The organism is Bacillus thuringiensis (assembly GCF_001182785.1).
In the GTDB taxonomy this organism is placed as follows: domain Bacteria; phylum Bacillota; class Bacilli; order Bacillales; family Bacillaceae_G; genus Bacillus_A; species Bacillus_A thuringiensis_S.
Map to the genome: position 1 here is coordinate 193,057 of NZ_CP012099.1, position 19,000 is coordinate 212,056.

Consider the following 19,000-nt stretch of genomic DNA (forward strand, 5'->3'; position numbering starts at 1 on the left):
CTCATTCTATCTTTCAAGCATAAAGCTTGCAGGAAGTGGCACAGTATTCAAAATGAACCTGCTGCCGAGGTTTCAAAGGGCCAGTCCCTCCACCTCTCTTGATACAATGAGTAAACGAATAAATTTTATTAATTTTTGTGTTTCTTTGATAATTCAAAATCTTACACCTTGAACAATGAAGTGTCAACCAAATGAAATATAGTTTAAATTTTCAGTTTTCTTAAATAAAAAAACCACTGCATATGGCAGTGGTTTTTCGCTTAGAAGTTAAAGTTATCTGGATCTGGACCAACGCGACGATCTTCATTTAAAGCTTGAATTGCTTTCATATCATCAGCACTTAATTCAAAGTCGAAGATGTTTGCATTTTCAATAATGCGATGTTCTTTAATTGATTTAGGGATTGTTACAACTTCGTTTTGTAAATCCCAGCGTAAAATAATTTGCGCAGTTGATTTATTATATTTTGTCGCAATTTCTTGTAACGTTGGATTATCTAGTAGTTGTCCTTGCATTAATGGTGACCAAGCTTCAAGCTGGATGTTATGTTCTTTACAGAATGCATGTAACTCTTCTTGTGCTAAACGTGGGTGGTATTCCACTTGGTTGACCATTGGCTTAATTTCAGCAATTTCAAATACGTCTTGTAAGTGGTGAATGTGGAAATTACTCACACCGATAGCGCGAACACGGCCATCTTTATAAAGTTTTTCTAATGCTTTCCATGATTCGGTATATTTCCCTTTTACAGGCCAATGTACTAAATATAAGTCTAAATATTCTAGACCTAATTTCTCTAATGTAGTTTCAAATGCTTGAAGTGTTGTTTCATATCCTTGATCGCTATTCCATACTTTTGAGGTAATAAATAATTCTTCACGTGAAACACCTGATTCACGAATCGCTTGTCCAACGCCCTCTTCATTTTGATAGATTGCTGCAGTATCGATGCTGCGGTAGCCATTTTTAATTGCTGCTTTTACAGAATCAATTACTTCTGAACCATCTTCTACTTTAAAAACACCTAAACCAAACCAAGGCATTTTTACACCGTTATGTAATGTTGTATAGTCTTTTAAACTTGTTAAAATCATATTATTTCCCCCTAGCTTTTTTGTTTGTTGCTTCTACTGCTTTTTGAATTGCCTCTGAAAAATTATATTCGTATAAAGTTTTGAGACCCTCAGCTGTGGAACCACCTGGCGTTGTTACTTGTTCGCGGAGGTTAGCTGGATCTTGCGTTTGTTCGAGCATAGAAGCAGAGCCAGAAATCATTTGAATGACAAGATGTTTTGCGGTTTCTTCATCGACTCCATAACTTTTTGTTGCTTCAATTAAGCTTTCAGCAAAGTAATAAAGGAAGGCTGGTGCACTTCCAGTAACTGCAGTAAGCTGATGGACTTCTTCCTCAGTACAAAGTTGCGAAGTACCAATACCTCTTAAAAGCAGTTGCAGGGTTTCTTGATGCATCTCGTTTACTGATTGTCCCATTGTATATAAGGAGATAGACTTTCCAATTTCAGCAGCTGTATTAGGCATAATCCAAGCAACAGGCGTGCCTTTTGGGAGTCTAGCTTCTAAATAAGATGGTCCAATGCCAGCTGCTACTGTTACGACAAGTTGATTTGATATTAACGGAGATAGCTCAGCTAATAACTCTTCATGAGCAGAAGGTGGCATTGCTAAAACAACCGTATCGACAGATGTAATATGCTGCTTCCAATCCGTTGTAATAGACACATTATATCGCCTTTGTAATTGTTCTAACTTTTCTACGTTGCTTCGGTTAGAGATGATAATTTCTTCGATGTACTCTTTGCTTGTTTTAAGTAATCCGGAAAATATAGCTTCTGCCATACGACCAGCACCAATAAATAAAATTCGATGTTTGTTAGGCATATCCTTTATTCCTTTCTAGTAGAGATATGTTATAAAAACGATATCATCTTTAAGAGAATTTTGTAAAAAGAAAAGACTTACCGTAGATGGAATGGATAATGAGAAGGCGGAAATTCATGGTAAAGGAAAGGGCTATTCCTTATACTGGTGATAGGGAATTTATTACACATCTGGGGAGAGATAAATATGGTTAGAAGTCCACTTTTTTTACTTGTTTCTAGTATTATTTGTGTATTAGTTGGATTGTATATTCAATCGAGTTATATTGAAATTTTCGCATCAATTATGGGGATCATTAATGTTTGGTTATTAGCGAGAGAAAAAGTATCCAACTTTTTATTTGGCATGATTACTGTTGCGGTATTTCTATACATTTTTATTACACAAGGTTTATATGCAATGGCAGTATTAGCTGCTTTTCAATTTATCTTTAATGTATATGGTTGGTATTATTGGATTGCACGAAGTGGGGAGGGAGAGGTAAAAGCAACAGTTCGTTTAGATTTGAAAGGGTGGACTTTTTATATAAGTTTTATTTTAGTTGCTTGGATTGGTTGGGGTTATTATCAAGTCCGTTATTTAGAGTCAACAAGTCCATATTTAGACGCTTTAAATGCTGTATTGGGACTAGTGGCTCAATTTATGTTAAGTCGAAAAATATTAGAAAACTGGCATTTATGGATTTTATATAATGTAGTTAGCGTTGTAATTTATATTTCTACTGGTTTATACGTCATGCTAATATTAGCTGTTATTAATCTCTTTATATGTGTAGCTGGTTTGCTAGAGTGGAAGAGTAATTATAAGGGGCAAGAACATACAAATAATTATATCTAGAAAATAATTAGAATTAAAAAACCCCCTGAAGCATATATGCTTCAGGGGGTTACTAATAGAATATAAGATTATGCTTTTGTCATACCAAGTAATACAGCGCCGCCGATAATTAAAACACTACCTAGTGCAATAAAGATCAATTGACGTTTTGTTTTCTTTTCACCTAAGAAGACAATTGCGCCGAATGTTGAGATAACGATTCCAGTTTGAGATAATGGGAAGCTTGTTGCTACTCCAACACGTGGTAATGAAAGAAGTAAGAATAAGTTTCCAGTTCCCCATAGTAAACCAGATAAAGCATTACGGATTGCATATTTGTTAAATGGTTTATGTTTAGACGTCAGTACAACCGCACCAACAAACATACCAACTGCTTGTGGTAAAATAGCAGACCAACCGTCGATATTATACCAACGAATAATAATTACATATACAAGATAGCCGAAAGTAGAAACAATTAAAGTAAGAAGACCTTTTTTCAATTGTCCTGGTGGCTGAGCATTTTCTTTATCATCTAATGATGTGAATACAACACCAACTACGATTAATAGGATTGCAATCGTTCCCAGAATGATCGTTGTAGTAGTAGTCCACTCACGGAAAGCGATAACCCCAAAGATAGAAGTTGCAACAAGTTGCATGCCAGTAGAAATCGTTACAGTAGTTGAAACACCTAGTTTTTCAACTGTTTTTAATTGGTTTACTTGTCCTAAAGCCCAGAATAAACCTGAAATAAAACCAACAATTAAGACTGTCATTGTTAAAGCTGGTTGAGTAAATACATACATGATTGTTGCGAAGAATAGAGCACCGATTGTCATACCTACCGTTTGGCTATATGCACCACCGCCCATTTTTACGCTTACTAATAAGATGTTTCCCCATGCAATTGCAGGAAGAAGCGCTAATAAAATGTCCATTACAAGACTCCCTTCGGTTTTCTATACCAATATAATTACATATCGTTCTAACGATCGGTAATGCCCCACTAATAGAGTAGAAGATTACCGATCGCTAAAACAGGATGAAGAACTTACGATATAAATGCGTTTTCATTTCTTCATTTTTTGAAACACCTCCATATAATAACAGGAAATTGCCTATTTTAGAAAGTGAATTCAAATAAAATGTATATTTTAATAAAAGGTAAAATTCAGTTATTTCCCGATGGTATATTTTATTTCCTAAGAAATAAAGAAGCAGCTTCAAAAAAGCTGCTTTAAGAATTACTAATTCTTTTATTAATAAGCTGAATGCATAGGAGAAATGCGAGTGACATACTAATAGTGATAATCACAAGTGTCCAGGCGAGTTGCATATTACTTGCGTCAATGGCCATGTAAATTGCAGTTGGGATTGTCTGTGTTTTACCAGGAATATTCCCGGCAAACATGAGTGTAGCACCAAACTCACCGAGCGCGCGGACAAAGCTCAAAATCATCCCGCTTAGTAAGGCAGGAAATGCGAGCGGAAGTGTAACGTGCAGAAAAACTTGATATTCACTTGCGCCAAGGTCACGAGCACTTTCTTCAATTTGTACATTTGCGATAGAAAATCCCGTTTTTGCTGATTGGTACATAAGCGGAAATGCAACAACTGTAGAAGCGATAATCGCAGCAGTAGATGTGAACATAATAGACTGCTGAAATAATGATTCGATCCACTTTCCGATCGGGCTGTTGTTTCCAAACATGATAATGAGAAAGAAGCCGATAACAGTTGGTGGAAGTACCATTGGTAATAAAAAAATGGTTTCTAATAGTACTTTATATCGCCATGAGGAGCGAGCTAATACTCGCCCGACAATCGTCCCTAAAATTGTAACGAGAATAGTGGCGCAAGCAGCTACTCTTAAAGATAGAAAGACAGGCGATATAATAGCATCAATGCTCATAGTAATTACGACAGGACTGTAAATCCATATTTCTTAAAGATAGATTGTGCATCTTTTGACTGCAAATACTCATAAACTGAAGTCGCCTCTTTCTTATGTTTAGATTCCTTTATAACACCTAAAGGATAGTGGATTGGCTCATGAGAAGTAGCTGCTGCTGTCTCACCAATCTTTACTTTATCTGAAATGAGAGCATCTGTTTTGTATACGATACCAGCATCGACATTCCCTGTTTCTACATATGTTAACACTTGGCGAACATCTTTTGTAAATACGACTTTATTTTGAACATCATTCCAAAGGTTTTCGTGTGTTAGAGAAGCCTTTGCATATTTTCCAGCAGGTACAGATTCAGGTGTACCAAGTGCAATTTTTTTGATTTTCTCATCTTTTAAATCTTGAAATTTTGTAAGAGAGCTATCTTTAGGGATGACTAGAACTAGTTCATTTCCAAGAAGATTTTTCCCCTCTTTTTCATTAATGAATCCTTTTTTTACAAGGGTTTGGAATTTATCTTCTGCTGCAGAGAAGAATAAATCAGCAGGTGCACCTTGTTCAATTTGTTGTTGAAGTGCTCCAGAAGCACCGAAGTTAAAAGAAAGTTTAATATTTGGTTCTTTTTCTTTATATTGTTTTTCAATTTCTTTTAATGCATCTTGTAAGCTTGCAGCAGCTGAGATAGTAAGTTCAACTGTTTTATCCTCTTTAGCAGCTGACTTTGTATTCTTTTCCCCACTTGTACAAGCAGCACTAAATATAAGAAGGAAAGAAAGTATAAGTGCCCCAATAGAACGTAATGTAAATTTATTCATAAAAAAATCCCCTTTCGTTTTGACACATCTAATTATAACTAATTACAACTAAATATAACTAGTTATAATTGAATATAATTTGAACGATGTAGTTGTTTTTTAATATAGGAGAAATATTCTTTTCTTTGTTACAATGAAGGAAGAAAGTGAGGAATCGTCTATGGATCATCATTCCTACACAACGGAAGAAGTAGCGAAGCGATTAAAAGTATCAAAATTAACTGTATACGACTTAATTAAAAAAGGAGAACTGCCTTCTTATAGAGTTGGTAGACAGATGCGCATTGATGCAGCAGATTTAGATCAATATATAAAACAAATGAAAACAGGAAAGGTACAAGTTACTCCTGTAAAAAACGATGGTAGTAGTATCTTGAACACGTGTATTATTAGTGGTCAAGAACTAACGTTAGATATGTTAGCTAAACGTATAGAAAACCGTTTGCCAAGTTCTAATGTTTTAAGGGCGTATCAAGGTAGCTTAACAAGTTTAGTGAAAATGTATCAAGGAGAAGGAAGTATCGTTAGTTTGCATTTGTTTGATGGTGAAACGGGTACATATAATGTTCCTTATGTAAAACGCATTTTAGTAGGACAGCCATGTATTATGATTAATTTATTGTCCAGAAATGTAGGGTTTTATGTCCAAAAAGGAAATCCGAAGAAAATAAAGACATGGGCCGACATATCCGGATCCACTATAAAGTTTGTAAATCGAGAAAAGGGTTCTGGTATTAGAGTGTTAGTGGATGAACAATTACGAATCCAAAAATTAAATAAAGCTGATATTAGTGGATATGAATGGGAAGAATCGAATCATCTGGGTGTTGCCACGCAAGTTGCAAATGGAAAAGCTGATGTAGGAGTAGGTTCAGAAAAGTTTTCGCAAATTGTAAATGTGGACTTTATTCCAATCATGAAAGAACAGTATGATTTAGTAATTTTGAAGAATAAAGAAAATGAAGAGCTGATTGAAGTCATGAAAGACATTCTGCAATCGGAAGAATTTCATAATGAATTAAATGCAATTGGCGGATATGATATTACGAAAACAGGTCAAATTATATATGAAACAAACTAAAAAGCTGCTTGTCTATAAGACGAGCAGCCTTTTCTATATAAAGGGGTTTGGGGAAACAAAGTGTTAAACAAGACCTTGAGCAAGTGTATAAATGAAAGCCGTAAGAAGAGTAGCTCCACTTGCAAGTCCGATAAAGTCTGATTTGTTGAAAGTAATGTTGTTCATTATAATCTCTCCTTATTTGTTTAATGTAGAAGCAACAGCTTTTGCATCGACAAGTGCGGATAGCACCATGCCCATTGTATTTAAAAATTTATTTGATTTCATATTGTTCATCATGCGTATCCGCTCCTTTTCGAATTGTTGTTGCCCTGCTTATGTCTTAATTATAGGAAATATGTCCACTTGCAACTATCGAATTAGCTTACGAAAGACTTACACTTTTGTAAGAAAAAAAGACATTCATGTAAGAATGTCTTTCACAGCATATTGATATGATGATGTTCTTCAATTGTTTTTAAAAAACTACGCATTGAATTCGTCATATAGCTATCTTTACGGCGTATGAAAACCGTTGAAATACTGCCGTATTTTTCAGGGATTGCATGACAATGTACCTTACCTGCTTTAGAAAGATGATGGACAGCAGACTGTGGTACGAGTGTAATTCCGAGGCCGAGTGCAACGCTGTTTAATATTGTCTCTAATATATTGAATTCCATAATTCTTTTTGGTAGCAAACCTTCGTCTTTCAGCCATCGTTCTAGTTTGGAACGGTATCCACATCCTTGGTTAAAAACGAGTAGAGGCGTTGTTGTAAATTCTTCTATATGAAAAGCTTTATTTTGTGTTACAAGCATTAATTTTTCTGTACTAACATCGTATTGTTCGATTAGTGGATGTTTAATAGGACCTGATATAAAGGCACCATCTAATTGATGATCAAGTACTTCTCTAATCAATTCTTCTGTTAGACCCGCTTGTAATGATAAATCGACATTCGGATAGCTTTTATAGTAAGAAGATAAAATGGTAGGTAATGTACTTACTGTTTCTACTGTACCGATTTTTAATATACCGGAGGGTGTTTCACTATCTAAAAATACTTGTTTTAGTTCGTCGACATCTTGCAAAATTTTATTAACATAAACGAGCATTTTTCTTCCTTCAGCTGTTAAAGTCATGCCTCGTTTATGGCGATAAAAGAGTGGGGTTTTTAATTCGTTTTCTAGTTGTTTAATACGTGCAGTTACATTTGATTGTACATAATTTAATTCCTTTGCTGCGTTACTTACACTACCCTGGTCGGCAACGCTTTTAAAGATTTGTAAGTCTCTTAATTCCATTTTGTAATCCCCCTTGATGTTAACTATCATTATAAATGATAGTTAACATCATTTTGAATCATTTTACGTGATATATTTTTTCTTTTACAATTCTCTTTGTGCAAATAGAAAGAAACGGGGGATTGCGGTGAGAAGAGGTCAAATGATAATAGGGGCTTTAGCTTGTTTAATTGCGAGTATGTCATGGGGAGCGATGTTTCCAGTTGCTGATCATGCGCTAGAATACATAGATCCATTTTATTTTTCGCTTATTCGCTATGGAGCGGTGGCGATCGTACTGATTGTATTGTTGTTAATGAAAGAAGGAAAACAGGCATTTCGTTTAGAGGGAAGAGGAAAGTTACTCGTCTTTTTTGGAACGATGGCATTTACAGTATATAATGTCCTCATATTTTTAGGGCAAATGTTAATGGGTAAGTCGGGTGTAATGGTAGCTTCCATTATGGAAGCACTTATGCCGATGATTTCTATTTGTATTTTATGGGGATATAAGCATATAAAACCGAAGAAGTATATGATAACGAGTATGGTTATTGCTTTTGTAGGAGCTGTGTTTGTTATTACAAAAGGTGACATGAGTTTCTTTGTAACATTGAAAGATAATATGTTCTCATTAGCATTTATATTTATTGGTGTTGTAGGCTGGGTTATTTATACGATGGGTGGTCAAACATGTAGTGATTGGTCAACATTACGTTATTCTACGTTGACGTGTGTATTCGGTACGACTGTTACAGGAATTATAACGGTAATTATTACGTCGCTTGGATATATTTCAGTTCCGAGTATGGGAACGATTTCTATTGTAAAATATGATTTGTTATTTATGATGACATTGCCAGGTATTGTAGCGCTACTTGCTTGGAACTACGGTGTGAAAATTTTATCATCCATTAATGGGATTTTATTTATTAATTTTGTACCAATTACGACTTTAGCTATTATGATGATGCAAGGGTATCAAATCACAATGTTTGATATTATAGGGACTGTACTTGTTATTGCAGCGCTTATTCGCAATAACGTTTGTCAGAGAAAAGAAGAAAATATAAATAAGAGAGTTTTACAAGAAGAGCAATTACGTCAAGCTGTTTAATAGGCAAATGGAGGATTTCACATGTTAGAAAGTTTATTGTTTTTCTTCGCCGTCGGAGTTGCCTGTGAGCTTGCAGCAATTAATCGAAATGGTCGTAAAAAGATAAAACAACAAGCTGAGCTGATACAGCTTTTAAAAGAATTGAAAGAAAGAAAAAATTAAAAAGACGACCGGGCATAGACGGTCGTCTTTTTCTATATAAAGGGGAAAGGGGACACAAAGTTATACAAGCGTAGCAGCGTAAATGAAAGCAGTAAGAAGAAGAGAGCCGCTAGCTAATCCTAAAAAATCTAATTTGTTAAAAGCAATGTTATTCATAATACATTCTCCTTACTTGTTTAATGTAGAAGCAACAGCTTTTGCATCGAAAAGAGCTGATAATACCATGCCCATTGTATTTAAGAAATTGTTCGTTTTCATTTTGTTCATCATATTGATCCACTCCTTTTCGAATAATTGTTGCCCTGTTTCTGACTTAATTGTATGAAATATAGTAAGAAGTAACTATCGAATTAGCTTACAAGAAAATTACACTTTTGTAAGAATTGAAATTTAACAATTCATCCTTAATTTTATTACCAACTCCTAAAACTTAGTGTTATAATTATTATAAGAATATGATTATACTTCGGATGTTTAGAAAGGAACGAAACAAATGTATAAACCAATTACATTTTTGTTGAAATATATATTTAAAACAGCTGGGAAAGTAGAAGTACAAGGAAGAGAAAAGCTACCAGAAGGTGGACCGTATGTTGTTGCGTGTACACATACAAGTTTTATGGATGTATTAATGTTAGCTACAGGGATGTATCCAACTCAAATTCATTACATGGCAAAAAAAGAGTTATTTGAAGGTAAATTCAAAAATTGGTTCTTTAAAAATGTAAATGCATTCCCTGTAGATCGTGCGAATCCGGGACCAAGTACACTTAAAATACCATCACGTTTATTAAAAGAAGGAAAGGTAGTAGGAATTTTTCCGAGTGGAACGAGATCAGCGGAAGATGTTTCATTAAAAGCGGGTGCTGTGACAATTGCGATGCGTTCTAATGTTCCGTTAGTACCAGCAGCTTATGTTGGTCCATCAAGTGTAAAAGAATTAATAAAGGGGAAAAAGGCACAATTGATTTTTGGAGATCCAATTCAAATTGAGGCTGGAGAACAAATAGATCGAAAAACCGCTATGAAAATGATGACAGATCAATTAAATGAGAAGTTTGAGGAGTTAAAAGAAGCTTTGCAATCAAATCAAAAATAAGAAAAGACGACCGGGCATAGACGGTCGTCTTTTCTATTACTATTTATAATAAAGGGGAAAGGGGACACGAAGTTATACAAGCGTAGCGGCGTAAATAAAAGCAGTAAGAAGAATCGAGCCGCTAGCTAGTCCTAAAAAATCTAATTTGTTAAAAGTGATGTTATTCATAATATATTCTCCTTACTTGTTTAATGTAGAAGCAACAGCTTTTGCATCAATAAGAGCGGAAAATACCATGCCCATTGTATTTAAGAAATTGTTTGTTTTCATTTTGTTCATCATATTAATCCGCTCCTTTTCGAATAGTTGTTACCCTGTTTCTGACTTAATTGTATGAAATGTTGCGGAAAGTCACTATCGAATTAGCTTACAGAAAAATTACACTTTTGTAAGAGAAACGAATGAAGGTGTAATGATAAGAAGATTTGACATATGTTCCTGAGATTCATTAAGTTAAAGGTAGAGGTGAGTGTATGGCTAATATTAAAGATATTGCAAAGATGGCGGGAGTTTCAGTTACGACTGTTTCGAGAGTGTTGAATGATCACCCATATGTAAGTGAAGAAAAAAGAAAAGCGGTTATAGAGATAGTTGAGAAATTGAATTACTCGCAAAACGCAAATGCTGTTCATTTATCAAAAGGAAAAACGAATATTGTTGGTGTGATTTTACCGTATATTAATCATCCGTGTTTTGATGCGATGGTGAGCGGAATGATGGAGACTGCGTTAGCGCATAATTACAGGGTGCTACTTTGCCAAACGAATTATAATAAAAAAGAAGAAATGAAAAGTTTACATATGTTAAAAACAAAACAATTGGATGGTCTTATTATTTGTTCACGTGCAAATGATTGGGAAACGATAGAACCGTATGCTTCTTGCGGCGCAATAATTGCTTGTGAAGACAATGATATTTCAAACATCTCAAGTGTATATACGAATCATTCAGCGGCCTTTCAATTAGGAATGGATTATTTGATTGAGAAAGGTTATAAAAAAATTGGTTATTGTACGGGAAGAAAATTAGGGCCGAGTAGTCAAAAGCGTTTTGATGTTTATAAACATCAATTGCAATCTATAGACGAAGAGGTTAATGAAGAATGGATTTTTACAGAATGTTTTACACTAGAAGATGGTGTGAAAGTAGCTCATAAGTTAAAAGAGATGCAGGATCTTCCTGAAGCATTAATAGTAGCAGGCGATGAGGTTGCGATTGGGGTTATGACAGAGGTTGAAAAATTAGGCATTCAAGTTCCTGAGGATTTAGCAATTATTGGCTTTGATAATCAACCTATCTCACAAGTGTTACAACTGACAACTATTGATCAAAATTTAAAGGAGATAGGGAAAACTGCTTTTGAAATGTTGCATAGAAAAGTGAATGACGAGAGTTCTGAACAAGAAAAGCTGGAAATTCCATACGAACTTGTGGAACGCTCTACAGTTTAATTTTAATCCGTTATGTGTATAATCGCATAACGGATTATTTTTTTGAAATATCTTTGACAGGAAACGCGTTTCATACTTTATAAAGGAGTTAAACCGGTTTGTAATAATCCATGGATTCTTTTCAAGTGTTAATGCAATGAATAGAATTTGGAGGAATATGCATGAATGAACTTTTATCGAGTATGAAAAAGTATGTAGATGATGATGAAAAGATTCTGGCTTTTGTGGTAGGGATATTTGAGAAGGATAATTTTATATTATCGTATCAACATGGGGTTTTTGTTGCCACTACTAGACGTCTCCTTTTTTACGGGAAATTTCCGTACTATTCTTCAACATTTAAAGAGTATTCATATTTGCATATAGATAGCATAGATTTTCATCCGTATTTTGAATTTACTTGTAATCATGAAACCATTCGCGCTAAGTATATTCAGAAAGGGAATGTGGAGCAATTTGTCCGTGCAGTTAGAGCAAATATGAATAATTAATCACCCCTCTGTTTAAACATAATATTTCAATTTTTAACAGGGAAAATGCGGAATAAAAACCACTTCTAAACCTCTAGGAGATAGTGATACAATGTCAAATGGGGGGAGGGTATGAACTATGGTTAATCAACGTATAAAGGAAATAACACTAATTACAATTGGTTCATTATTATTCGCAATTGGTATTAATTACTTTGCAATTCCAAACCGTTTATCGGAAGGTGGAATTATTGGTTTAACGGTTGTTACGTACTACTTATTTGATTGGTCACCAGGAATTGTGAACTTTGCTATAAATGCAATTTTACTAGCTGTTGGTTATAAATTTTTTGATAAGAAAACAATGATTTATACAATTTTAGGGATTGTAGAAACATCTTTGTTTTTATACGTTACAGAACATATTGAGTATCATGTAAATAGTGATACATTATTAGCAGCTTTATTTGCTGGTTTATTTGTGGGTATTGGATTAGGCTGTATGTTCAAAGCCGGAGGTACATCGGGAGGATCAGCAATCTTAGCTCAGTTAGCAAATCAATATTTAGGTTGGAGCGTAGGTAAAGGCGTACTAATTATTGATATTGTTGTAATTGCTGGTTCTGTATTTATAATAGGGCAAGAAAAGGCAATGTATACACTTGTAGCTGTGTTCATCGGAGCGAAGGTGATTGATTTCATTGTAGAAGGAATGGACACAAAAACGGCTGTTACGATTATTTCGAATCAACCAGACTTAATTCGTGAGGCTATTACGAAAAATATGACACGCGGTGTTACTGTATTAGAAGGGCGCGGCGGATATACTGGTAAAAATAAAGAAGTTTTATATGTTGTTATTAATAAACAAGAGCTTGTTAAGTTAAAACAAGTTATTAGTCGGGTAGATGAAGATGCTTTCGTTGTTATACATGATGTACGTGATGTGCTTGGCGGTGGCTTTAAAGCAAGCTAAAAGGTGAACGAGTAAATTCGTTCACCTTTTTTAATTCTTACAAAAATGTAAGTGTAATGTAATGAGATTCAATAGTAGATTTTATTCCCCCTTTTTAAAATGGATGTATATATATCCTGCAGAGGAGGAATGTTTATTATGAAGAAAAAAATGATCACTACTATAATAGCGATGATAGTGATAGTAGTAATGTTACTGCCTACGAAACTTGGACCGGTTATCGATAAATATAATCCACTGTATAAGACGAAAGAATACTATACGGTTGTGAATACAATTGGTCAGCATATTGGTGATGAGTGGTATGAATATGAATTTATTGCATTCGATGAACGTGGTAGAGAGCAGAAAATAAAGAAAACGGTTAAGCATATGTTAAAGAGAGATGAAGCATTAAAGGTTTTTGCAAAAGGACGTTACGGTGAATCGATTGAAGAAATTGAGGTTGCAAATATTCCTATAAATGCGAAGAGCAAACTTTTAACGATGAGATAGTAAAATATACCCCCAGCTATTTTTTGTCGAAAATAAAAATACTGGGTAAGGGTATTTTTTGAAATTAACAAAAAGCCTTAGTCCATATAGACTAAGGCTTTTTTATTATATAAAGGGGAAGGGGGTACATTGTAGTAGCATAGGTGAAAGGTATAAGAAGAGTAGCTACTAGCAATGTAATTTGGTTATGTGAGTGTTCTTCTTATTTGGCTTACTTTCTAACTTTATTGTACGAAATATAAGTAAGGGAAACTATCGAATTACATTACACATAACTTACAAACATGTAAGCCTTCTGTAATGTAATTCGATAGTCAAAAGATAGTAATTTTCATATAGTGTAACTAGAAAGTCTCAATATATTACTTTCTGTTTGTAATGAAGAATGAAAAACCAACTAATTTTTAATAATCCTCATCTGAATAAAGATGGGGATCTTTTTTAAAACCTTACAACATTGTAAGGTTTACGTAAGTTAATTCGATAGTAAATTTGTCATATTTTTTGCATAATAGATACAGATAGAAAAATAATTAGGGATCTAGTAAGAAGGGAGAAAAATGGGATGCGTAAAGAAGAAGTAGTGAAGTTACCAATTAAAGATTTCTGTAGCTACTTTACTGTTGCCGTAGTGTGTATTGGATTATTTGATATCATAACAAACTTAATTGTTAAATAATATAGATGCTAAAACAAGAAAGGAAGTCCTTTCTTGTTTTTTTTATGGGGGCATAAAGATGAAATGGATTGATAGTCATATACATGTTGATCAATATAAGGATGAAGAGAAGAGCAGATTACTGAAAGAGGTGGAAAATAGTAATGAAATAAAGGGGCTTATTGCGGTATCTATGAATTATCAATCTTGTAAGGAAACGTTATCTTTAGCGAAGAAGTATCCCTTTATATATCCAGTGATAGGGTTTCATCCAGAGCAACAGATTCATAAAGAAGAGTGTGAACAGATTTATCAACTTATTGAACAGAATGCAGAGGAAATTGTTGCGATTGGTGAAGTAGGTTTGCCCTATTATTTGAGAAAAGAAGATGAAAGAATTGCTGTAGATTCATACATAGCTGTATTGAAAAAATTTATAGAACTAGCTAGTAAGTATAATTTGCCGATTATATTACACGCAGTTTATGAAGATGCTGACATTGTATGTGATTTGCTAGAGAAATATAAAGTTTCACGTGCACACTTCCATTGGTTTAAAGGAAGCGATGAAACAATGAAACGGATGATGAGAAATGGTTATTATATTTCGATTACACCGGATGTTTTACATAAGGAGAAGATTAGAAAAATCGTTTCGTATTATCCGCTTGAATATATGATGGTAGAAACAGATGGTCCGTGGGAATTTCAAGAAGATGTTATAACGCACCCAAGAATGATTCGAGAGGTATTAAAGGAAATTAGTTCTATAAAAAACATATCCATTGATAAGGTCGCAGAAACAATATATGAAAATACAAGTCGATTTTATTTGAAAGGATAGGAGAATTATAGTTTTAATCATGTAACGGAAAAAGTAAAAGTTGAATTTATTTAGTAAAATGCCACGGTTTGATATAGGACAAAAAACCACCAAGCGTTCCGCTCGGTGGTTTTGTATTAGGATTCTAATTTTTTCGCACGTTTTAATAATAAAAGAAAGACAATGATAACGAACCCTAGTATAAGGAAGAAGCCATATTGTTTTATATAATCAATTATGTCATTCGCACTGGTTGGTTTTTCAACGTGAATGCCGTCTTTATTCGTCGTAATATGAATATCTTTCATTTTTACTTCATTCTTTTCCTTTTGTAAATCAATCCATTCTATATTTGGAATACTTTCTAGATCCTTTAACACTTCTTTTAATGGTTTCACACCTAAGTAAGGATGATAGAATGCTCCAATAATCCCATCGGATAATTTAGCAACAGATAAAGCATTTGCTTTCATTTTAGCAATAGCTTGTGGCTTATCTTCTTCAATAAAACCGACTGTTTCAGGCATTAATTTCATTCCGTGTAGAAATGATGGTGTACTTCTATATGCTGGAGAGTGCATGGATTTCCAAGTTGTATCACTTAATTGTAGTTGTCCTACATAAGTTGAAAAGTATCTTGATAATATTTCATACCCTTTTTGAGACATTGTGTAATGAGGTGCTTCAAATGCGACAGGATATAGTTTAGCATCTACAAGTTCTTGAATCCCTTTTTCGATATGATCTGTCGTATATTTTTCCTCAAACTCTTCCCCTGTTTTTACATATTGGTTATATGCCTCTATATTTGGAAAGTCATCTTTTGTCTTCGGTTTTTCATGTTTCGGTTGGCGAATTGGTTGATCTGTCTTTACGTCCCAAAATTCAAAACCTTCCCCAGTTTCACTATCATAAAATTGGTGAGTGTAACCATGCATAATAATCGCTGCGCCATCATCTTGCATAGAGCGTAAAAGATCGACTAGTTCGGGTTTATCTTTTAAATGTAGTGTTTTACCTGTATCCGGATCTGTATATACAGGAATAACAGTGATCATGTAAGGAATCTTCTTCTCTTTTAGTAATTCAGCAATTTCTTTCAATTGATTTATATCTGCTGCTGGGTGAACATCCTCAAGACGTAAATAAGCTAATTTTTTATTGGTTTCGGGTTTTTGCTGAAAATAAGAAAATAGGCTTTCGCCAATATAATAAGATATCCAATCAAAGAGGTTAGAAGTTGCTACATAATAAGAATTATTTTGCTGTACAATTAATGGATAAGTATTATTTCCTCTTAAAGCATGTGCGAGAATTGTTCCGTTTGTATCAAGTTGTTTAATTGATCTTTCTTCTTCTAATATATTCTTTAGTTTACGTGTTGGATATTCAATTGTATCAGAGTTTATATCTTCATTTTTAAGTGTGATAAATGAAAAACGAGTAGATAACTGTTCTATATTTTGACCTAAAACTAGTAATGGTCCTGGGAAGCCTTCTAGAAATTCCTTTGCTTCAGTAGAAAGTTCTTCTTGTTTTTCACCCATGTAAATAACATGTGTATACGAAGATTTATCAGTTATTTCAGCTAACTGTTTTATGTTTTTAATTGTTATATTATTAGTGAAATGCCCTACTTGTGTATTAAGTATTTGGATATCGCTTGTAATTTGATCATCGTTTGAACTGTATAAAATAAGGGTTTTTGGTTGTTCAGTTTTTTGTGCGGAAATAGGGACAGGAATTAATAGTAGTAAACTAAATAAGAGTAACAGCCGTTTTTTCATATTATTATTCTCCTAGTTTATATTTAGAATTCAATTTACAATTATATACAATAAATGCGTTATAGTCTATGAAAGTTACATTTTTGCACGTATTTACCAGCTTTTTTTTCACAAAATCGGTCTAAAGCATGATGATAATATGTATAGTTATTTGCTATGATAAAAGAGTAGTAGAATGTAGGTAATTGTAAAGGGAAGGCTGAAAGGGGACAAATTTCAGCGGAGAAAGAGGTAGAGGTAGTGAAGAAATTCTTTGTAGGATTTTTAGTTGTTCTTGGAGTATATTTATATTTCCAAGGAAAGTCTGAAGGAATGGATAAGCTAGTGAATGGAACAAGCTATGTTGATTCAGAAGAAGCAAAACAGATGAAACAAATCATTATAGAGGAAGCGAAGAAAGTAAATCTTCCGGAATGGATACCTCTTGCAATTGCCGAGCATGAAAGTCGATTAAATCCAAGAAGTGTTGGAGATAATGGAACTTCATTCGGATTGTTTCAACTACACCGCGGCGGCGGGCTTGCACCAGAACATTTAACTGATGATGAGCTGAAAGATCCACGTACAAATGCACAAATTGCAATGCCGCATTTGATGAAAGGATATAAGCGCGGGGTGCAAAAAGGTTTGACTGATTTTGCATTACTGAAATATATAGCGAATACATCTGGATGGCCAGGGAATTTAGGGCCAGAGTGGACGGATAATAACATGAAGTATAACATCGGATTAGAAGATGTGTACTATCGAAATAAAGGTGTAATAAAAGAGTAGGTTTTCGATACCTACTCTGTTTTTTTATGAATAATTTCATCCTTTTCTTTCGTAAAATACTGCATGAGTTGTATTTTCACCTCTTCTAGTTTTGTAGAAACTTGAGGTATTTTATATCCTACATACAGCGGTGAAACGACAAATCTAGGAACAACTTTACAAATGATTTTTCCATTTAAGTAATAGAAGAATAAGTTATAACTACTACATCCTTTATGGAAATCTGTCAGTATGTAACGTACAGTTTGCTGAATGTAATTTGCCATATCATCTATATATGAAATATTATCAATGATTATATTGAATTCAGTGAAGCCAATAATGGGACGCTCTGAAATATTAAGCTCAATGCGTTCGTTTTTTTGAACAATTACCCCTTGGAAATTTTCTTCTTCAATATTTTCAAGATAATCTACATATTTCATTCCGATAATTTGCATGTGTGCATGATGCAAACTTCCACCTGAAAATGGACCATGATTTTTGTATAAAATCACAGATGCGAACTCTTCTTTCTTCTGTAAGTGTAACCAATGTTGAATAGAAAATTGCATTAATTTCCGCATATGTTCTTCTGTATATGTTGCGATATGATTTTCGCAATTATCGGTTTCAATTAACACTGTTTGAAATGTATCTTGTAATGTAGGGAATTTATTTTTTAACCAAATAATAGAACCATCAGTTGCTAAAATATCCGTTAAATGTTCTTTATCGCAAAATGGACATGCAGCGCTTCTATTCCGAATACTTTCTGGTTTTTGTTTACCGATATCGTTTAAAAAATATAGTTGTTGTGTATCCATTTATATATGCCCCTTTAAAATATGTGTAAAAATCCCGCTTAATACATTCGGGAAAAGGAGAAGGAAATCCTCTAAAGGCAATATGGAAAAAATAAAAGACAAGATATCCTCATTACGATAGGGTACCTTGTCTTTTATTTTTTCTCTAATAGTGTGTATGGATAATATAGAACATTTTCAGTATTTTTCTTTTTTCTATTTTTTATTGTGTATAAAGTAATTGCTGTGCTTGCAATTATAATAATGGCTTTCTTCATATTCATATACCCCTTTTTATTGTTGGTTTAATTCTCGGCTAACTGCTTTTGCATCGACTAAAGCGTGTAAAATCATTTTCACCATGTTCATCATATTTCTTCACTCCTTTTTATAGTTCATTTAGTTCTTTTACAACTGCTTGTCCGTTCACTAATACCTCAAAGATTGCTTTTACGATTTCTTTCATCATGTTTGTTTCCTCCTTTTGTTTGTCTCTCTTGTTTACATCTTTATTGTATAGGGAGGCATCTTTTCGTACTATCGCTTTCCATTACGTGAACATAACAGTTTTGTAAGATTTGATGTCACTTATTGAAATGTTTAGTCTATCTTCAT

23 protein-coding genes and 1 riboswitch are annotated in these 19,000 nt (G+C 33.9%); of the genes, 11 read left to right on the forward strand and 12 right to left on the reverse strand.

Annotated features, from left to right (window positions below):
* Positions 1-3: 3 nt before the first annotated feature.
* A riboswitch (SAM riboswitch) is annotated at positions 4-108 on the reverse strand.
* Positions 109-260: 152 nt separating this feature from the next.
* The gene (locus AC241_RS01110) at positions 261-1,094 is read right to left on the reverse strand and encodes an aldo/keto reductase (protein ID WP_000604196.1); all 834 of its coding nucleotides are present in this window, start codon (positions 1,092-1,094) and stop codon (positions 261-263) included.
* 1 nt (position 1,095) lies between these two features.
* Complete coding sequence (gene proC / locus AC241_RS01115; protein WP_029441444.1) at positions 1,096-1,899, reverse strand: pyrroline-5-carboxylate reductase; 804 nt, start codon at positions 1,897-1,899, stop codon at positions 1,096-1,098.
* 186 nt (positions 1,900-2,085) lie between these two features.
* Between proC and pnuC the strand changes: the two genes are divergently transcribed.
* Positions 2,086-2,736, forward strand: coding sequence for a nicotinamide riboside transporter PnuC (gene pnuC / locus AC241_RS01125; RefSeq protein ID WP_016083980.1), 651 nt, complete (start codon positions 2,086-2,088; stop codon positions 2,734-2,736).
* A 68-nt stretch (positions 2,737-2,804) separates the two neighbouring features.
* On the opposite strand, the gene AC241_RS01130 is transcribed toward pnuC, so the two are convergent.
* The 3 genes from AC241_RS01130 to modA all read right to left on the reverse strand — a co-directional run bounded on the left by AC241_RS01130 (position 2,805) and on the right by modA (position 5,442).
* The gene (locus AC241_RS01130) at positions 2,805-3,656 is read right to left on the reverse strand and encodes a GRP family sugar transporter (RefSeq protein WP_000353546.1); all 852 of its coding nucleotides are present in this window, start codon (positions 3,654-3,656) and stop codon (positions 2,805-2,807) included.
* Positions 3,657-3,955: 299 nt separating this feature from the next.
* Positions 3,956-4,630: a molybdate ABC transporter permease subunit gene (modB, locus tag AC241_RS01135; RefSeq protein ID WP_029441445.1), complete on the reverse strand. Its 675-nt coding sequence runs from the start codon at positions 4,628-4,630 to the stop codon at positions 3,956-3,958.
* Between the two features lie 5 nt (positions 4,631-4,635).
* Positions 4,636-5,442: a molybdate ABC transporter substrate-binding protein gene (gene modA / locus AC241_RS01140; RefSeq protein ID WP_029441446.1), complete on the reverse strand. Its 807-nt coding sequence runs from the start codon at positions 5,440-5,442 to the stop codon at positions 4,636-4,638.
* 160 nt (positions 5,443-5,602) lie between these two features.
* On the opposite strand from modA, the gene AC241_RS01145 reads away from it, so the two are divergent.
* The gene (locus tag AC241_RS01145; protein ID WP_016083977.1) at positions 5,603-6,523 is read left to right on the forward strand and encodes a substrate-binding domain-containing protein; all 921 of its coding nucleotides are present in this window, start codon (positions 5,603-5,605) and stop codon (positions 6,521-6,523) included.
* Between the two features lie 63 nt (positions 6,524-6,586).
* Here the strand turns inward: AC241_RS01145 and AC241_RS01150 are convergent, their stop codons facing one another.
* Together AC241_RS01150 and AC241_RS01160 are read right to left on the reverse strand one after the other, a co-directional pair.
* Entirely contained in the window at positions 6,587-6,688 is a 102-nt protein-coding gene (locus AC241_RS01150) for a DUF3948 family protein (RefSeq protein WP_001060018.1), read from the reverse strand.
* Positions 6,689-6,942: 254 nt separating this feature from the next.
* Positions 6,943-7,809 (reverse strand): LysR family transcriptional regulator, encoded by an 867-nt coding sequence (locus AC241_RS01160; RefSeq protein WP_000423024.1) that lies wholly within the window; start codon positions 7,807-7,809, stop codon positions 6,943-6,945.
* A gap of 127 nt (positions 7,810-7,936) precedes the next feature.
* Between AC241_RS01160 and AC241_RS01165 the strand changes: the two genes are divergently transcribed.
* Both AC241_RS01165 and AC241_RS01170 read left to right on the forward strand, forming a co-directional pair.
* The gene (locus tag AC241_RS01165) at positions 7,937-8,905 is read left to right on the forward strand and encodes a DMT family transporter (RefSeq protein WP_016083974.1); all 969 of its coding nucleotides are present in this window, start codon (positions 7,937-7,939) and stop codon (positions 8,903-8,905) included.
* A 21-nt stretch (positions 8,906-8,926) separates the two neighbouring features.
* A complete protein-coding gene (locus AC241_RS01170) occupies positions 8,927-9,067 on the forward strand; it encodes a YrzO family protein (protein WP_000894065.1) in 141 nt (46 codons plus the stop codon).
* Between the two features lie 60 nt (positions 9,068-9,127).
* Here the strand turns inward: AC241_RS01170 and AC241_RS34230 are convergent, their stop codons facing one another.
* A complete protein-coding gene (locus AC241_RS34230; protein WP_001059387.1) occupies positions 9,128-9,223 on the reverse strand; it encodes a DUF3948 family protein in 96 nt (31 codons plus the stop codon).
* A gap of 337 nt (positions 9,224-9,560) precedes the next feature.
* On the opposite strand from AC241_RS34230, the gene AC241_RS01180 reads away from it, so the two are divergent.
* A complete protein-coding gene (locus AC241_RS01180; RefSeq protein ID WP_000277778.1) occupies positions 9,561-10,166 on the forward strand; it encodes a lysophospholipid acyltransferase family protein in 606 nt (201 codons plus the stop codon).
* A gap of 72 nt (positions 10,167-10,238) precedes the next feature.
* Here the strand turns inward: AC241_RS01180 and AC241_RS32440 are convergent, their stop codons facing one another.
* Complete coding sequence (locus AC241_RS32440; protein WP_001059999.1) at positions 10,239-10,334, reverse strand: DUF3948 family protein; 96 nt, start codon at positions 10,332-10,334, stop codon at positions 10,239-10,241.
* Positions 10,335-10,639: 305 nt separating this feature from the next.
* Here AC241_RS32440 and AC241_RS01190 point away from each other — a divergent pair, with 305 nt between their 5' ends.
* From AC241_RS01190 to AC241_RS01215, 5 genes are all read left to right on the forward strand, one after another.
* Entirely contained in the window at positions 10,640-11,617 is a 978-nt protein-coding gene (locus tag AC241_RS01190; protein WP_029441447.1) for a LacI family DNA-binding transcriptional regulator, read from the forward strand.
* Positions 11,618-11,778: 161 nt separating this feature from the next.
* Positions 11,779-12,108: a PH domain-containing protein gene (locus tag AC241_RS01195; RefSeq protein ID WP_029441448.1), complete on the forward strand. Its 330-nt coding sequence runs from the start codon at positions 11,779-11,781 to the stop codon at positions 12,106-12,108.
* A 118-nt stretch (positions 12,109-12,226) separates the two neighbouring features.
* Positions 12,227-13,063: a YitT family protein gene (locus AC241_RS01200; RefSeq protein WP_000248045.1), complete on the forward strand. Its 837-nt coding sequence runs from the start codon at positions 12,227-12,229 to the stop codon at positions 13,061-13,063.
* Positions 13,064-13,201: 138 nt separating this feature from the next.
* A complete protein-coding gene (locus tag AC241_RS01205; protein ID WP_016083971.1) occupies positions 13,202-13,558 on the forward strand; it encodes a YxeA family protein in 357 nt (118 codons plus the stop codon).
* A 737-nt stretch (positions 13,559-14,295) separates the two neighbouring features.
* The gene (locus AC241_RS01215; protein WP_029441449.1) at positions 14,296-15,060 is read left to right on the forward strand and encodes a TatD family hydrolase; all 765 of its coding nucleotides are present in this window, start codon (positions 14,296-14,298) and stop codon (positions 15,058-15,060) included.
* A gap of 116 nt (positions 15,061-15,176) precedes the next feature.
* Here the strand turns inward: AC241_RS01215 and AC241_RS01220 are convergent, their stop codons facing one another.
* Positions 15,177-16,826 (reverse strand): DUF2334 domain-containing protein, encoded by a 1,650-nt coding sequence (locus AC241_RS01220; RefSeq protein WP_029441450.1) that lies wholly within the window; start codon positions 16,824-16,826, stop codon positions 15,177-15,179.
* Between the two features lie 240 nt (positions 16,827-17,066).
* Here AC241_RS01220 and AC241_RS01225 point away from each other — a divergent pair, with 240 nt between their 5' ends.
* Positions 17,067-17,600 (forward strand): transglycosylase SLT domain-containing protein, encoded by a 534-nt coding sequence (locus AC241_RS01225; RefSeq protein ID WP_000713249.1) that lies wholly within the window; start codon positions 17,067-17,069, stop codon positions 17,598-17,600.
* 11 nt (positions 17,601-17,611) lie between these two features.
* Here AC241_RS01225 and AC241_RS01230 read toward each other — a convergent pair whose 3' ends face one another.
* Both AC241_RS01230 and AC241_RS01235 read right to left on the reverse strand, forming a co-directional pair.
* On the reverse strand, positions 17,612-18,406 hold the full coding sequence (locus AC241_RS01230) for a DUF4931 domain-containing protein (protein ID WP_050842415.1): 795 nt from the start codon (positions 18,404-18,406) through the stop codon (positions 17,612-17,614).
* 134 nt (positions 18,407-18,540) lie between these two features.
* The gene (locus AC241_RS01235) at positions 18,541-18,669 is read right to left on the reverse strand and encodes a hypothetical protein (protein ID WP_002083998.1); all 129 of its coding nucleotides are present in this window, start codon (positions 18,667-18,669) and stop codon (positions 18,541-18,543) included.
* Between the last annotated feature and the right edge of the window lie 331 nt (positions 18,670-19,000).

Coding starts and splice junctions, on each gene's coding strand:
- AC241_RS01110 (WP_000604196.1), bottom strand. CDS start 1,094: ATGATTTTAACAAGTTTAAAAGACTATACAACATTACATAACGGTGTA.
- proC (WP_029441444.1), bottom strand. CDS start 1,899: ATGCCTAACAAACATCGAATTTTATTTATTGGTGCTGGTCGTATGGCA.
- pnuC (WP_016083980.1), top strand. CDS start 2,086: ATGGTTAGAAGTCCACTTTTTTTACTTGTTTCTAGTATTATTTGTGTA.
- AC241_RS01130 (WP_000353546.1), bottom strand. CDS start 3,656: ATGGACATTTTATTAGCGCTTCTTCCTGCAATTGCATGGGGAAACATC.
- modB (WP_029441445.1), bottom strand. CDS start 4,630: ATGAGCATTGATGCTATTATATCGCCTGTCTTTCTATCTTTAAGAGTA.
- modA (WP_029441446.1), bottom strand. CDS start 5,442: ATGAATAAATTTACATTACGTTCTATTGGGGCACTTATACTTTCTTTC.
- AC241_RS01145 (WP_016083977.1), top strand. CDS start 5,603: ATGGATCATCATTCCTACACAACGGAAGAAGTAGCGAAGCGATTAAAA.
- AC241_RS01150 (WP_001060018.1), bottom strand. CDS start 6,688: ATGAACAACATTACTTTCAACAAATCAGACTTTATCGGACTTGCAAGT.
- AC241_RS01160 (WP_000423024.1), bottom strand. CDS start 7,809: ATGGAATTAAGAGACTTACAAATCTTTAAAAGCGTTGCCGACCAGGGT.
- AC241_RS01170 (WP_000894065.1), top strand. CDS start 8,927: ATGTTAGAAAGTTTATTGTTTTTCTTCGCCGTCGGAGTTGCCTGTGAG.
- AC241_RS34230 (WP_001059387.1), bottom strand. CDS start 9,223: ATGAATAACATTGCTTTTAACAAATTAGATTTTTTAGGATTAGCTAGC.
- AC241_RS01180 (WP_000277778.1), top strand. CDS start 9,561: ATGTATAAACCAATTACATTTTTGTTGAAATATATATTTAAAACAGCT.
- AC241_RS32440 (WP_001059999.1), bottom strand. CDS start 10,334: ATGAATAACATCACTTTTAACAAATTAGATTTTTTAGGACTAGCTAGC.
- AC241_RS01190 (WP_029441447.1), top strand. CDS start 10,640: ATGGCTAATATTAAAGATATTGCAAAGATGGCGGGAGTTTCAGTTACG.
- AC241_RS01195 (WP_029441448.1), top strand. CDS start 11,779: ATGAATGAACTTTTATCGAGTATGAAAAAGTATGTAGATGATGATGAA.
- AC241_RS01200 (WP_000248045.1), top strand. CDS start 12,227: ATGGTTAATCAACGTATAAAGGAAATAACACTAATTACAATTGGTTCA.
- AC241_RS01205 (WP_016083971.1), top strand. CDS start 13,202: ATGAAGAAAAAAATGATCACTACTATAATAGCGATGATAGTGATAGTA.
- AC241_RS01215 (WP_029441449.1), top strand. CDS start 14,296: ATGAAATGGATTGATAGTCATATACATGTTGATCAATATAAGGATGAA.
- AC241_RS01220 (WP_029441450.1), bottom strand. CDS start 16,826: ATGAAAAAACGGCTGTTACTCTTATTTAGTTTACTACTATTAATTCCT.
- AC241_RS01230 (WP_050842415.1), bottom strand. CDS start 18,406: ATGGATACACAACAACTATATTTTTTAAACGATATCGGTAAACAAAAA.
- AC241_RS01235 (WP_002083998.1), bottom strand. CDS start 18,669: ATGAATATGAAGAAAGCCATTATTATAATTGCAAGCACAGCAATTACT.